The organism is Novosphingobium sp. GV079 (assembly GCF_003058045.1).
GTDB lineage: Bacteria > Pseudomonadota > Alphaproteobacteria > Sphingomonadales > Sphingomonadaceae > Novosphingobium > Novosphingobium capsulatum.
This window is the reverse complement of sequence record NZ_QBUE01000005.1, coordinates 1-13547: the sequence shown is the minus strand read 5'-3', so window position 1 is coordinate 13547 and position 13547 is coordinate 1. Positions and strand designations below refer to the sequence as shown.

Genomic DNA, 13547 nt, shown 5'->3' with positions numbered 1-13547 from the left:
CTCAATTGCCCAGGGCCACCACGCCGCCGGTCGAGCCAAAGCCACCGGCACCGCGCGCGGTATCGTCCAGTTCGCCCACCTCGAGCCAGGTGCCCCGCACCACCGGCGCCAGCACCAGTTGCGCCACGCGATCGCCGCGCTGGATCGAAAAGCTTTCGCTGCCGTGGTTGATCAGGATGATCTTGAGTTCGCCGCGATAGTCGCTGTCGATGGTGCCGGGGGCATTGGGCACGGAAATGCCGTGCTTGAGCGCCAGGCCCGAGCGCGGCCGCACCTGGATTTCAAACCCGTACGGGATCGCCAGGGCCAGGCCAGTGGCCACGGCATGGCGGGCGCCCGGCGCCAAGTCCAGATCCTCGGCCGCAACCACGTCCATCCCGGCAGCACCATCGGTGGCATAGGCGGGCAGGGGCAGCCCCTCGCCATGCGGCAGGCGCTTGAACATGATGGGGACCGGGCTGGAATGCGATGAGACGGTCATGCGGGTGTTCCGTTGGCAAGGGTGTGGGCGATGCGGGCGACGATGGCCTGGGCCACGGCGTCCTTGGGCATTTCGGGCAGGCTGTCCACGCCCTCGGCATCGATGATGTGGACGGTGTTGGCCATCCCGCCCATGACGTCGCCCGAAACGTCGTTGGCCACGATCCAGTCTGCCCCCTTGCGCGCGCGCTTGGCCACGGCGTGGGCAATGACATCATTGGTTTCGGCGGCAAAGCCAACCACCAGCGCGGGCCGGCGCGGATCGCGGCACAGCGTGGCGAGGATATCGGGATTTTCCACCAGGGCGAGCGGCGGCGGGGTGCCGCTGCCATCCTTTTTGAGCTTGTGCGCCGGGGCATCGGCCGTGCGCCAATCGGCCACGGCCGCCACCATCACCGCGACGTCTGCAGGCAGGGCAGCATCCACCGCCGCAGCCATCTCGCGCGCGGTTTCCACGTCGACGCGATCAACGCCGAGCGGCGTGGGCAGGGTGACGGGCCCGGCCACCAGCGTCACGCGCGCGCCGGCCTGCGCGGCGGCGGCGGCAATGGCAAAGCCCTGCCGCCCGCTCGATCGGTTGGCGATATAACGCACCGGATCAATCGGTTCATGGGTGGGTCCGGCGGTGACCAGAACATGGCGCCCGGCGAGTGGACCAGGGGTGGATGCGGCGCACGGGCTGGCGCTGTCGGACAACTCGTCTTGGATCGCCGCCCAGATCGCCTCGGGTTCGGGCAGGCGGCCGGGGCCGAATTCGCCACAGGCCATCGCGCCGACATCGGGTTCCACCACGGTCACGCCCGATGCGCGCAAGGTGGCGACGTTGCGCACGGTGGCGGCATGCTGCCACATGCGCACGTTCATCGCCGGCACGGCCAGCACCGGCTTGTCGGTGGCGAGCAGCAGCGTGGTGGCAAGATCGTCGGCAATGCCGGCGGCCATGCGCGCCAGCAGATCGGCCGTGGCCGGGCACACCACCACCAGGTCTGCCTGGCGCGACAGCTGGATATGGCCCATTTCCACTTCGTTCTTCAGATCCCACAGCGTGGTGTGCACGGGATTTTCGCTGAGCGCGGCCAGCGTCATCGCGGTCACGAAATGGGCGCCGCCCTCGGTCAGCACGCAGGTGACATCGCCCCCGCCCTTGCGGATCAGGCGGACGAGTTCGCAGGCCTTGTAGGCGGCAATGCCGCCTCCGACGATCAGCAGGATACGCGTGGATGGCATGACGCGGCTTGTGCCGCCTTGCCGCGGCAGGCGCAAGGTTTTGCGCCAGGATGGGGCGAAAACGGCGGATTTGCGTCGTTCATTTTCTTTGCAAGCCGTCCAAAAGTTTGTCAGACTTGCGACAAATAGAACAGGGCGTTGGAGAGACTCGATGCGTGTGGTGCTGACCGCGCTCGTGCTGCTGGCCGGGCTGGTGGATCTGATCATTGTCGGCTCTTCGCTGCTGACGCCGCATGATGGCGCCGAACTGGCGCGCGCGGCGCATGGTCTTTCGATCATCCGCGCGCATTGCACCTCGTTCTTCAGCGTGGCCGCGGTGGCGATGATCGTCGGCGCACTTTGGCGCAACGGCGATCTGCTGCTGGTACCCACGTTCATCTTCATCGGCGCCCTGGCCGAACGGCTGGTCAATCTCGTCGCCTTCGGCACCTATGCCAACTGGCTGCTGCCGATGGTGCTGGACGTGGCGCATATTGCCCTGCTGCTGGGCGCGCGACACGTATTCCGCCAGGCTGATGAAGACGCGGTGCCTGCACCTGCCCCCGCGCCGCACCGTGCCAACCTGGCCTGAACCGCGATGCCGATCCGCTTTGCCCTGACGGCGCTGGTATTCCTGCTCGGCCTGTTCGATGTCTTCATGGCCGCTTCGTTCCTGTTCACGCCCCACGCCGGTGCGTCGATCCTGGGCGTGAGCGCGGCGGTTCCGGCCGGCTGGGCCACGATCCGCGCCGATTTCACCGCATTTTTCGGCGTGGCGGCGCTGTGCATGATGGTTGGCGCCTGGCGCCGCAACGGCGATCTGCTGCTGGTGCCAGGCCTGCTGTTTGGCGTCGCGCTGATTGGCCGGGCGCTCGATCTGGCGCTGGCCGGCGCCTATCCGGGATGGGCGCAGCCCATGGCGGTGGAAGCCTTGCACGTCATCTTGCTGGGCGCGGCATGGCGCATCCTGCCCCACCACCGCGTGGGGGAATTGGCGGGGTAGGGCGCTTTTGCCCTTCGACAGGCTGAGGGCGAACGGAGCCGGAGTGCAAGGAACTGGCTCCGATCCCCGTTCGGGCTGAGCTTGTCGAAGCCCGCCAGCGCTACGCCCGAGCGGCCTTGCCACTCCATCGCCCCGCCCAGCGCAGCACCGCCTTTTGCGCCGGTCGTTCGATCCAGCGGTGCGAGGCAAAACCGGCGGCGACGGCGGCGACCAGGAAGAAGATCAGGAATGCCGGTTGCTGCGCGATCGCGCGGCTGCCCAGCGTGGCATCGATCAGCAGTACCAGCGCCACCTGCATCGGGAAATGCCACAGGTAGATGCCATAAGACGCCTCGCCCCACTGCCGGCCAAAGGCGAGCAGGTCGCGCTTGTCGGCCAGGTCGATCGCCAGCGTGGCAAACAGCACGGCAAACGTGCCCGCCAGGATCGTGGCGTCTTCGGCGTGGTAGCGGGTGGTGGCGATCCAGGCGGCGGCAACGCAGGCCACTGCGCTGCCCAGCAGCACCGGCACCGGCAGCCACCCCCTGAGCGCGGCGGCATAGACCGCCACGCCCATGAAGAAATAGCCGATGCAGGTCAGCACCGGCTCGTCGGGCCAGCCCAGGAAGAACAGGCGCAGGACGATCACCGCCACTGGCAAGGACACCAGCAAAGGCGCGCGGCGCATCGCCGGCAGCAGCACCCAGAACGCCGCATAGGCGAGGATCTCGGTGGAAAGCGACCAGCTTGGCCCGTTGAACGACTGGTTGTGCTGCCAACCCCAGTAATGCGCCAAGGGGATCGAGAGCAGGAAATGCTTCCAGTCCTGCTCGTGATAGATGAACGCCGTGCCGTTGATGTGGGTATAGATCGCCTGCAACCCGGCCACGAGCACCAGCGTCAAGAGGTGCAGCGGCCACAGCCGCGCCACGCGGGCCAGCCAGAACCGCTGCATCGCCGTGCTGTCGGCAAAATAGACATGGGCAAAGACAAAGCCCGAGACCGCCCAGAAATACTGCACCGCCATGTGGCCATAATCGAACAGCCAGCGCAGCGGGTGATAGAGCGGGATCATCGCGGCGCGGTTGACGTGAAAGCCATAGCCGACCGGCGGCACGAAGAAATGCTGGTAATGCCAGAACAGCACGAAGAACGCGGCAATGACGCGTGACAGGTCAAGCGCGTTGAAATGGCGCTTGGCCAGCCGCAGCCCGGGCAACGGTGCCGGGCGCGGTGCAGGACCGGCAGCCGCGTTCACGGATGGCGATGCCAATCATCGGCCGGCGGTGGCGGCGGCATATCTTGCGGATGGGGCGGATGCGGATGGTGCCAGGCCTGAAGCCCCAGCACTGCCGCTGCACCGAGGGCTGCGGCCAGGACCAACCCGGCCCAGCCACCCGACCCGCCCTGCGCCTGGCCATCGCGGCGCTTGCGTTCCCACATCAGGTCGACATGGGGCAGGGGTGGGGCTTCGGGCGCACCGCCCTTGGGCGGGAAGCGTTCCTCGATCCGGCGGATCAGCGCCGGCACGCGCAGCAGCGTGGCGGCATCATCCTGCACGCGCTGGGCAATCGCGGCTTCTGGCCCCAGTTCGTCGCGTATCCAGTTGCGCACGAACGGCGCTGCCGTTTCCCACATGTTGATATCGGGGTCGAGCTGCTGCGCGATCCCTTCGACCATGACCATGGTCTTTTGCAGCAGCAGCAGGTGCGGCTGGGTCTGCATGTCGAAATCGCGGGTAATGGCAAACAGCCCGTCGAGCATCTGGCCGACCGAAAGGTCTTTCACCGGGCGGCCGCGCATCGGCTCGCCCACCGCGCGCAGCGCCGTGGCAAACTCGTCCACCGAGTGATAGCTCGGCACGTATTGCGCCTCGAAATGGATTTCGGCCACGCGCTTGTAGTCGCCCGTGGTCAGACCATAGAGAATTTCGGCCAGCCATTGCCGCGCCTGACGGTCGATCCGGCCCATGATGCCGAAATCGATCGCGGTGATCGTGCCATCGGCCTCCACGAACAGGTTGCCCTGGTGCATGTCGGCATGGAAATAGCCGCCGCTGATCGCCTGGGTCAGGAAGGCCAGCACCAGCCGGCTGGCCATTTCCTTGCGATCGTGGCCGGCGGCATCGATGGCTTCGAGATTGCTGATCTTGACGCCATCGATCCAGTCCAGCGTCATCACGCGGCCATTGGTGCGGTCCCAATCGATGCCGGGCACGCGATAGCCGGGAAAGGCATGCATGGCATCGGCCAGTTCCGACGCGCTGGCCGCCTCGCGGCGCAAGTCCACCTCGCGCGCGGTCCAGCGCTTGAAATTGGCGATGATCAGGCGCGGGCGCAGGCGCCCGGCCTCGCCACCCAGCGCCTCCAGGTGCGCGGCGGCCCATTCATAGGTCTCGATATCACGGGCCAGCTTTTCGCGCACGCCGGGGCGCAGCACCTTGACTGCCACCTTGCGCCCGTCGACCGTCCAGGCCTGGTGGACCTGCGCGATCGAGGCGGCGCCGACCGGTTCTTCGTCAAAGCGCGAAAACAGGCTTTCCAGCGGGCGTTCGAAACTCGTTTCGATCTCGCGCCGGATCAGTGCGAAATCGACCGGGGGCAGCTTGTCCTGCAGGGCGAGCAGATTGCGCGCCGCTTCCTCGCCCACCAGGTCGGGCCGGGTGGCCAGCGTTTGCCCCAGCTTGATCGCCGCCGGGCCGATCGCGCGAAAGGCACCGGCATAATCGGGCACCACCGGCTGGCGCGTGCCGAACCGGGCGATGCGGCACAGCCGGCGCACCGGCGCCGGGGTGTTGGGGCTTTCTTCCAGCAGGCGCAACGCGCCGTGGCGCGCCAGGATGCGGCCCCAGCCCAGCAGGCGGCGGATGTGGGTGGCAGGACGGGTCACGGCAAAGGCGCTCGCTTAGACTTTCCAGCCAGAGTGGATTGCCACCAGGCCGCCCAGGATCGGCTCCACCTTGGTGTGGCGGAACCCGGCGGCTTTGATCATGCCTTCGAATTCACCCATCTTGGGAAAGCGGCGGATCGATTCGATCAGGTAGCGATAGGATTCCGCATCGCCGGCAATGGCCTGGCCGATCTTGGGCACCAGCTTGTGCGAATAGGCATCATAGACTTCGGCAAAGCCGGGCCACTGCGTGGTGGAAAATTCCAGGCAGAAGAACCGCCCGCCGAACTTGAGCACGCGGTGCGCCTCGGCCAGGGCCTGGTCGATGCGGGTCACGTTACGGATACCGAACGCGATCGTATAGGCATCGAAGAAGCGATCGCCGAACGAGAGTTCCTCGGCATTCTGGCGCGACCATACCAGGCCGTCGATGCCGCGCTCCATCGCTCGCTCGATGCCTACGTCGAGCATGTCCTGGTTGATGTCGGAAACCGTGATCGAGGCGCCCTCGCGCGCCATGCGAAAGGCGATGTCGCCGGTGCCGCCGGCCATGTCGAGGATCTGCTCGCCTTCGCGCGGTTTCACGCGGGCCACGAAGCGGTCCTTCCACACGCGGTGCATGCCGACGGACATGGCATCGTTCATCACGTCGTACTTTTTGGCGACGCTGGAAAACACCGCACCGACGCGGGCGGTCTTTTCCTCAGGGGTGACGTCCTCGTAACCGAAGGACACGCTATCCGGGCTGGTCATGGTTCAGGGCCTTTAAAGGGGAATTGCCGCAGGCGCAAAGCATGATAGCAGGAGCGCACGATGCCCGAACTACCAGAGGTTGAAACCACCGTTCGCGGGCTGGCGAGCATTCTTGCCGGCGAGACGATTTCCCGCGTATCCGTGCGCCGCGCCGATCTGCGCCGTCCGTTTCCGCCAGACCTGGCGCAGGCGTTGACCGGTGCGCGGGTCAGCGGGCTGTCGCGCCGCGCCAAATATGGCCTGATCCACACCGACCGCGCACGCACTGTGGTGTTTCACCTCGGCATGTCGGGGCGCTGGCGAATCGACCCAGACGAGATCGGCAAGCACGATCACCTGGTGCTCGAAACCGGCAACGGGCATGTCCTCGCGCTCAACGATGCGCGGCGTTTCGGCTCGGTTGACCTGGTTGACGACGACGCGCTCGATGCCTGGGCGCCGTTTGCCGCGCTGGGCCCCGAGCCGCTAGGGCCGGGGCTCACGCCGCAGCACCTGGCCCGCGCCTTTGCCGGCCGCATCGCCGCGATCAAGCTCATGCTGCTTGACCAGCGGATCGTCGCCGGGCTCGGCAACATCTATGTGTGCGAGGCGCTGCATCGTGCGCGCATCCATCCCGAGCGCGAGGCCGGGACGGTCACGCTACCCGCGCTCAAGCGGCTGGTGCCGGAAATCCGCGCGGTGCTGGAAGAATCGATTGCGGCGGGCGGCTCGACCCTGCGCGATTATGCCCGGCCCGATGGCGAACTGGGCTACTTCGCCAAGGATTTCCTGGTCTATGGCCGCGAGGGCGATCCATGCGCCTGCGGCCGGCCAGTGGCGCGCGTGGTGCAGGGCGGGCGATCGACGTTTTTTTGCAGCGTGTGTCAAAAGTAACATTGCCGAGGTCGATTTCTCTTTAGCGGCGCGTCTGTTACACCACGCCTTCGGGTCAAAACAGGTTGGGTCGCCTTGGTCGGATCGCTGTCTCATCGTATCCTTTTGCTGTGTGCGGCGCTGGCCGGGCTGATCGTGATTCTGGCTGGCGCGCTGCTGGCGGTGACGGTGCAGATGCACAACAACCTGGGCTGGCTCGATCACTCGTCGCGCGTGCTGCGCACGGCCAACCATGCGCTGGGCAGCCTGCGCGTGGCCGAATCCGGCCAGCGCGGCTTTACCTTGACGCACAACCCAGATTTCGCCCGCGCGGTTGGCCCGGCCCTGGCGGCGGCACGGCGCGACAGTGCGGAACTGGTCACCCTGACGACCGACAACGGCGAACAGAACGAGCGGGCGCGCCAGTTGCAGGTGCTGGTCAATGGCCGCGCCGATACGCTGGAGGCGACCGCCAACCTGGCGCGCCGCGGCGCGTTCGACCAGGCGCGCGAGGCGACAGCGGCCGGGCGCGGGCTGGAACTGATGCAACTGGTCGATGCCAAGGTGAACGACCTGCTGCTCGACGAGCGGGCGCTGGCGGCCGATCGCATGGCAGCGGTGGAGCAATTGCTGCGCGTCACGCGCTGGCTGGTCATTCTCGGCACGCCGTTGACGCTGCTGATGCTGGCGCTGGTGGCGCGCTCGCTGATCCTGCGCATCCGCCGCCCGGTGGGGGCGATGCTGGCGGTGATGGGCGATCTTGGCGCCGGGCAGCGGCACGCGCGCATTTCGGGCGAAATGGGCTCGCGTGAGTTCGAGCGGCTGGCCAGTGGCTACAACGCCATGGCCGATGAACTGCAACGCGCCGTGGCCAACCAGGCCGAGGCGGCCGAAAACCTTCAGGCCGCCAATGCCGCGCTCAGCCACAACGCCGATACCCTGCGCGAACGGGGCGAGGTGATCGAGATCCTGGGCGGCATGGCGCATCGCATGCAGGCCGCGCGCACCGACGATGAACTCGCCGCGATCATCCGCGTGTTCGTGCCGCGCGTGCTGCCGCAGATTCCCGGCGCGCTGTTCGTGCACAACAATTCGCGCAACCTGCTCGTGCCCACCGCCACCTGGGGCGGCCTGGAAGCGCAGCAGGCCGGCTTCGCGCCCGAGGAATGCTGGGCACTGCGGCGCGGGCAAAGCCACTATGTGGACGAGCCCGGCTCTGACATCGTGTGCCCGCATGTCGGCGCCGGGGCCGATCACTACCATTGCGAACCGCTGCTGGCTGGCGGTGAGGTGATCGGGGTGCTCTATCTCAAAGGCACGATCGGCACCGAAAGCCGCTTTCGCCTGGCAGTGTTGAGCGAGAACATCGCCTCGGCCCTGGTCAACCACCGCCTGCAACGCGGGCTGCGCGAACAGACCATCCGCGATCCGCTGACCGGTCTGTTCAACCGCCGCTATCTGGAAGAAACGCTGGCCCTGGAAATGGCCCGCGCCTCCCGCTCGGGCGCGCCGCTCACCGTGGTGATGTGCGATATCGACCACTTCAAGCGCTTCAACGACGAATTTGGCCACGATGCCGGTGACCAGGTACTGCAGACCGTGGCCGCCGAACTGCGCCGCCGCTTCCGCGATGGCGATGTGGTCTGCCGCTTTGGCGGCGAGGAGTTCGTGGTGATCGCGCCGGCGACGGACGCCAACGTGCTGTCCGCCCGGGTGGAAGAAGTGCGCCAGGCGATCAGCCTGCTGACGGTGCGCCAAGGCGAACGCGCCCTGGGTTCGGTCACCATGTCGTTCGGCCTCGCCACCTGGGCGCCCGGCATGGACCGCGAAGGCGTGGCCCTGCTCAAGGCCGCCGATGCCGCACTCTACGCCGCCAAGCGCGACGGCCGCAACCGCCTGGTGATCGACCCGCAAGCCTTGGCGGCCTGAGGCATCGGCCTGCTGCACAGATGGCGCAGAGCCACGGGGTAGCGGGAATCGAATTGATAAACTAACAATTTGATATGATTTCAGTATGTTGTGTGATTCGGAAATCGGTCCATCAAGCGTGCCCCTGTCAAGGAAAATGTGACCCGGTTCGGTTCTCACGAGCGGAATCCAATACCCGATTCGGCCGAGTCGCAGACCATATCTTCGCGCCTCATTCCGTCGCTGATTGGCACCGGAGGAGGGGAACAAATTCGGTACGACAACCGCCTAGAAAACGCAGCAGCAGCTTCAGAGCTTGAAGCGGTGCTCCCGGTGCCACCTGACAAATTGCGGATGCGGGCGATCAGCTTCGCGCTGTGGCAGCAAGATTCGGCCAGTGGCATTGATGACCGATCGGATGCTGTCAGGATCATTGGCCTGCCGCGAAATCATGATGCGCATGTCGTCGTCCAGTCCAATCAGACCTCGGTCGAACATCCAATGTGCGGTGCCGGAAAGGGCCAAGCCGTTGCTCACAATGTCAGGCCCACTAGCTTCCACGGGGCGGATGTGAGCGGCCTCAACTTCGGCCCGCCCGCCACCGTTGATGAGCTTTAGGCCGGTGACGGCACAGCGTTCATCATAGGCTCGCAACACAATTCGGCGAAACACGCGATCGCGCACTATGCGGGAAACGATAGCGGAAACGCGTTCCCTAGCCTCATCGAACACAAAGGGGGCTGACTCTTCACGAACAATCTGTTCGTCGATTAGGAAATCTGTCCGTGGCAGCAGCGGCTTCTCATCGGCCAGTCCGGCGGCCACGATACGATTAAAGTCGCTGGAAGACAGGCCTCGAACGGCGGCTTGAGCTCGCCCGGAAATGGCTCCAACCTCGTTGAGTAGGCCGCGTTCGATCGGCCCATCTTCATCAGAAAATGGAACAGGGCTTGCGAAATCTAGATAGCTGCCGGGCGCGATCAGAGCGAGGTACATGCCGGACGTTGTCGGGTCGGCGATGATACGCTCGACTTTGGCCACTGCGTAGTAGCCTCGCGTGCCTGTAACCTTTCTCGGCTCGTAGTAAATAATCCAGTCGCCGACGCAGGCTCGGGCGCGCTCCAGATACTGTTTCGGAAACTGGTATCGCTCGGCCGGGGTGTCGTCGTAGATCGAATCAGACCGATGGATGAACACGCCGAATGCCATGGCAGAAAGATAGCCCGAAGGCAGCCTGTCGAAAAAGGTTAAAGTTCGCGGCTTAAGATTGGGTAGTATGACGTCGTAGCCTTATTGGCTGCCGATCGAATCGTGTTGTCCGGGTGTGAGCCGCCAACAGCGGGTGAGCGCCAGTCAGGGAATTGCCGCCGCGAAAGGCGCCGTTCAGTGCCCCGGACTGGGGTGTCGGAACCTGTCGTTCGTTCACCGTTGCCACGCGGCACATAAATGACGGGGCGTGGGACTTTGTTCCCTCGTGGCCTGTCGAACGGCGAGTCTAGCCAGCAGCGGACATTCGGATGATGGGGCTTTCAATCACGACCATGGCCATACTATCTCACCAACATGGGCGCGCGGCAGTGCGTGGCCGGCGAGGAAGAGGTCATGTCGAAGAGTGCGTCCGAGAGCTATCTCAAGGAACTGGCAGACCGCACATTCCTGAGCCTCTGGGCCATTCCGAACACATTCTATGCGCCCGGCAAAGAGCTGACCGACCTGATCGTGCCGTTCGGCGACGATATCATCGTGATCTCGGACAAGGCGTCGCGCTTCGCGCTCGACAAGCCGATCGAGATCGCGTGGCCGCGCTGGTACAGAGCCACGGTGTCCGGGGGGATGCGCCAGCTTAAGACGGCGATCCAGCGTATTGAGCGCGCCGCGGATACCGTCTTCGCCGATGCGCGCGCACGAACGCCGATCCTCCACGATCTCGCCCCGATCGCCAACAAGCGCTTCCATCTTGTGGCGATCACGCGGCCCGACACCGATCCACAAGCGGTGCCGGCGGAATGGCCCGAGCTGATCTACCGTTTGGACGCTGCGGATGAGCCGTTCGTGATCGGGCCGCTCGAGATCGCCGGCCAGGTCGTCCATGTCTTCGACGGGCCGACCATCGACCTGCTGCTGGAACAGCTCGACACGGCGCCCGACTTCCTTGCCTATCTCAAGGGGCGAGCGCGGCGATTGCAGGAGGCCGAGGGGTACGAGTTCGTCGAAAAGAACCTGCTCGCGGCTGCGCTGATCGGCTGGGACGACGAGCCGCCGGGCCTGCCTTCGGTGCCGCCACTCGAGACGATCGTCGATGGCTTATGGGAAATGTATGCGACGAGCGAGACGCCCGGACGCCGGCGCGGCCTGGACGAGCCGGGTCGGGTAATCGACCGGATCATCAACGTTCATCACGGGGAATATGCGGCGGGGCACGCGCTGTACGAGGTGCCGACCTTCGCGAAGCATGAGTTCGTGATGCGGCTGTTCGCCGCCGAAAGTCGCTTTGCACGACGCATCATCGCTCATGAGCTCCACGATCTTTTGCAGGAGAAGGACCAATCGACCTATTGGGTGTCGACAGTGCCGTCACCGACCCGGAAGGAGTTGCGTTATGTCTGGCTGATTCATCCAGATGCGCCCGAAGGCGTGAGCGAGCAGCGCGCCGATGCGACAATACAAGCGCTGCTGATGGACTATATCCTGTCGGTTCAAGGGCAGTTCGAACAGACGCTCGTTGTGGGGGTCGCGCTGCCGAACGGACGCGGCAGCGATACCTCGATCCTCATGGCGGCCCATGACAAATCCGGTTGGACCGAAGAAGATTTCGAGGAGGCTCGCCGGCTCCGCGACGGGGGGGTATTCAATAGCCCGGAGGCTAATGAGCGGGTTCACCTCCGTTGACTGAGCCGCGCGGCCGCACCCGGAACGGGGCGATCGCGCGGCCGGATTTTTCGGTCCATCCGCGCCAGGCGGGCTGTGGTCAGCCGTTGTCGAACAATGGACCTTTCCCCATGTGATGGAGCTTCAATGCGCCGACATAGGGTTTCAGTCGTCCATGTCGCGACGAGCGATTGAGCCAGGCATGACCGGCGTAGATCGGCTGGAGCAGGCGCCGTACTCCCTCTTGCGCAAAATAGTCATAGGCGAGGACCTGGAAGTCCTCGGTCCAGTATTCGACCCCCATCGTGTCAGCGTCGCGGACGCTCTCCCAGCCGAGATGCTGGCCCTGCGCATCGGAGGGAAAGGGGACGTAGTTCCACAAGATCGTCAGCCTGAAGCGACGGAAGACGATCGACGTCTCGTTGATATTCTCGCCTTTCGGCATGGTGAACGCCCGCCCGGGAGCGGAAATTAAAACCATGTAGCGGACCCTGAAATGTTCGGGCTCGTAGGTGCCGAGCGAGACGCTTTCCGAGGCCTTTCGCGCCGGTGGGTCGAAGGTGGGCGAGCGCACGTCCGGCACCCATACCTGCGTGACCGGCGCAAATCCATCGTGCAGCTTGATCGCATCGGTCCAGAAGCGCCCGTTGAACGTCTCTCGATGCTTTCCGTCGTAATGATAGTTGATGAGGTTGTCGGCCGGCGACGCGTTCGACGGGTGGATCGTGTAGCGGCTTTGCTTGATGAGCGATGGCACGCCATCGTCGGCGCGTCCGCTCCTGGGGGTGCCGTCGGCTAGCGCACCACGCTTCAACGCCACGATCAGGTCGTCCTTGGTTGTCTCGCGAACCGTGAACAGGCGCTTCTCCTGCCCATCGGCGACGATCGTCACATCGACCACGCGCTCCTTCTGCCTGCCGCTGCCAGGCGACTTGCCGCTGAACGAAGGGGGAGGATTGGTAGACGACATTGAGGTACGGCCGTTGTGAAGAGAAAGCCGACAGAGATCGGTTGGGGCAAGCCATTTGCAAGGACGGCCCAGCAATAAAGCGGCTCGCGTCGTATGCTTGGCCGCTCCGATGCCGCGCGGCGAAATTTTCGGGATCCGCCGCGTCAGGATCCGGCCGCCGGTTGCTCCGGCGGTTGGGCCGTCTTGGATCAAGCGACGAGACGCGGGTGCTCGTCCGGCTCGGGTTGGACCACGACGCTGGCGACACGCGACGCCACGGCAGCGGTGTGTGCCGCGACCGTCGAGACATCGGCGCGCGCGGTGTAGGCGCCGGGCAGGAACGCCACCCAGCGCGCGGCCATTGGCGCCATCGAGATGGTCGCGGATCAAACCATCTTCGAAGGCTGGTACGCTTGCGCGTTTCGTATCCCATGGTATCGCTACCCACCGGACGCACTCCCGGAGAACTACAGGGACTCTCGACGCCGCATGACCGCCAGGACTGCTGCCGGCGTGCGGCACTATCACCGACCGCGATATACCGATTTCCGACTTTTCAAGCCTTAGAGCCCGATCCGAAAGTTGTTGAGCGATACCAGTATGTTGTGATTCACGCCGTCCTTGCGAGAAGATGGTGTGACCAATGGCATGGACTGATAT

The 13547-nt window shown here is 65.0% G+C and carries 13 protein-coding genes; 5 read left to right on the top strand and 8 right to left on the bottom strand.

Translation table 11 applies throughout. The features are described 5' to 3' along the window. Nucleotide 1 precedes the first annotated feature (1 nt). Nucleotides 2–481, bottom strand: coding sequence for a dUTP diphosphatase (gene dut, locus C8K14_RS07985; RefSeq protein ID WP_107716318.1), 480 nt, complete (start codon nt 479–481; stop codon nt 2–4). After that, complete coding sequence (gene coaBC, locus C8K14_RS07980) at nt 478–1707, bottom strand: bifunctional phosphopantothenoylcysteine decarboxylase/phosphopantothenate--cysteine ligase CoaBC (RefSeq protein ID WP_107716317.1); 1230 nt, start codon at nt 1705–1707, stop codon at nt 478–480. The genes dut and coaBC overlap by 4 nt, the downstream gene beginning before the upstream one ends. Nucleotides 1708–1858: 151 nt before the next feature. Here coaBC and C8K14_RS07975 point away from each other — a divergent pair, with 151 nt between their 5' ends. Then, nucleotides 1859–2278 (top strand): hypothetical protein, encoded by a 420-nt coding sequence (locus C8K14_RS07975; RefSeq protein WP_107716316.1) that lies wholly within the window; start codon nt 1859–1861, stop codon nt 2276–2278. A 6-nt stretch (nt 2279–2284) separates the two neighbouring features. Further along, nucleotides 2285–2689, top strand: coding sequence for a hypothetical protein (locus C8K14_RS07970; protein WP_233250972.1), 405 nt, complete (start codon nt 2285–2287; stop codon nt 2687–2689). A 100-nt stretch (nt 2690–2789) separates the two neighbouring features. On the opposite strand, the gene C8K14_RS07965 is transcribed toward C8K14_RS07970, so the two are convergent. The 3 genes from C8K14_RS07965 to C8K14_RS07955 are packed head-to-tail and all read right to left on the bottom strand — an operon-like array spanning nt 2790 to nt 6310. Next, nucleotides 2790–3926 (bottom strand): acyltransferase, encoded by a 1137-nt coding sequence (locus tag C8K14_RS07965; protein ID WP_107716315.1) that lies wholly within the window; start codon nt 3924–3926, stop codon nt 2790–2792. Then, entirely contained in the window at nt 3923–5557 is a 1635-nt protein-coding gene (ubiB, locus tag C8K14_RS07960; protein WP_107716314.1) for a 2-polyprenylphenol 6-hydroxylase, read from the bottom strand. Before ubiB ends, C8K14_RS07965 begins: the two co-directional genes overlap by 4 nt. Before the next feature lie 15 nt (nt 5558–5572). After that, nucleotides 5573–6310 carry a class I SAM-dependent methyltransferase gene (locus C8K14_RS07955; RefSeq protein ID WP_022674590.1) on the bottom strand — a complete coding sequence of 246 codons (738 nt, stop codon included), beginning with the start codon at nt 6308–6310 and terminating at the stop codon, nt 5573–5575. Nucleotides 6311–6370: 60 nt separating this feature from the next. Between C8K14_RS07955 and mutM the strand changes: the two genes are divergently transcribed. Next, entirely contained in the window at nt 6371–7183 is an 813-nt protein-coding gene (gene mutM / locus C8K14_RS07950) for a bifunctional DNA-formamidopyrimidine glycosylase/DNA-(apurinic or apyrimidinic site) lyase (protein WP_107716313.1), read from the top strand. A gap of 75 nt (nt 7184–7258) precedes the next feature. Beyond that, complete coding sequence (locus tag C8K14_RS07945; RefSeq protein ID WP_233250971.1) at nt 7259–9091, top strand: diguanylate cyclase; 1833 nt, start codon at nt 7259–7261, stop codon at nt 9089–9091. Nucleotides 9092–9379: 288 nt separating this feature from the next. On the opposite strand, the gene C8K14_RS07940 is transcribed toward C8K14_RS07945, so the two are convergent. After that, the gene (locus C8K14_RS07940; RefSeq protein ID WP_107716312.1) at nt 9380–10279 is read right to left on the bottom strand and encodes an HNH endonuclease; all 900 of its coding nucleotides are present in this window, start codon (nt 10277–10279) and stop codon (nt 9380–9382) included. A 354-nt stretch (nt 10280–10633) separates the two neighbouring features. Here C8K14_RS07940 and C8K14_RS07935 point away from each other — a divergent pair, with 354 nt between their 5' ends. After that, the gene (locus C8K14_RS07935; RefSeq protein ID WP_107716311.1) at nt 10634–11959 is read left to right on the top strand and encodes a hypothetical protein; all 1326 of its coding nucleotides are present in this window, start codon (nt 10634–10636) and stop codon (nt 11957–11959) included. Nucleotides 11960–12038: 79 nt separating this feature from the next. Here the strand turns inward: C8K14_RS07935 and C8K14_RS07930 are convergent, their stop codons facing one another. Further along, a complete protein-coding gene (locus C8K14_RS07930) occupies nt 12039–12908 on the bottom strand; it encodes an antitoxin MazE-like protein (protein ID WP_107716310.1) in 870 nt (289 codons plus the stop codon). 188 nt (nt 12909–13096) lie between these two features. After that, nucleotides 13097–13249, bottom strand: coding sequence for a hypothetical protein (locus C8K14_RS22605; RefSeq protein WP_158271883.1), 153 nt, complete (start codon nt 13247–13249; stop codon nt 13097–13099). Between the last annotated feature and the right edge of the window lie 298 nt (nt 13250–13547).

Excerpts from the sequence above, each read along its gene's own strand:
- dut (WP_107716318.1), bottom strand. The coding sequence starts at position 481 with ATGACCGTCTCATCGCATTCCAGCCCGGTCCCCATCATGTTCAAGCGC.
- coaBC (WP_107716317.1), bottom strand. The coding sequence starts at position 1,707 with ATGCCATCCACGCGTATCCTGCTGATCGTCGGAGGCGGCATTGCCGCC.
- C8K14_RS07975 (WP_107716316.1), top strand. The coding sequence starts at position 1,859 with ATGCGTGTGGTGCTGACCGCGCTCGTGCTGCTGGCCGGGCTGGTGGAT.
- C8K14_RS07970 (WP_233250972.1), top strand. The coding sequence starts at position 2,285 with ATGCCGATCCGCTTTGCCCTGACGGCGCTGGTATTCCTGCTCGGCCTG.
- C8K14_RS07955 (WP_022674590.1), bottom strand. The coding sequence starts at position 6,310 with ATGACCAGCCCGGATAGCGTGTCCTTCGGTTACGAGGACGTCACCCCT.
- mutM (WP_107716313.1), top strand. The coding sequence starts at position 6,371 with ATGCCCGAACTACCAGAGGTTGAAACCACCGTTCGCGGGCTGGCGAGC.
- C8K14_RS07940 (WP_107716312.1), bottom strand. The coding sequence starts at position 10,279 with ATGGCATTCGGCGTGTTCATCCATCGGTCTGATTCGATCTACGACGAC.
- C8K14_RS07935 (WP_107716311.1), top strand. The coding sequence starts at position 10,634 with ATGGGCGCGCGGCAGTGCGTGGCCGGCGAGGAAGAGGTCATGTCGAAG.
- C8K14_RS07930 (WP_107716310.1), bottom strand. The coding sequence starts at position 12,908 with ATGTCGTCTACCAATCCTCCCCCTTCGTTCAGCGGCAAGTCGCCTGGC.
- C8K14_RS22605 (WP_158271883.1), bottom strand. The coding sequence starts at position 13,249 with ATGGCCGCGCGCTGGGTGGCGTTCCTGCCCGGCGCCTACACCGCGCGC.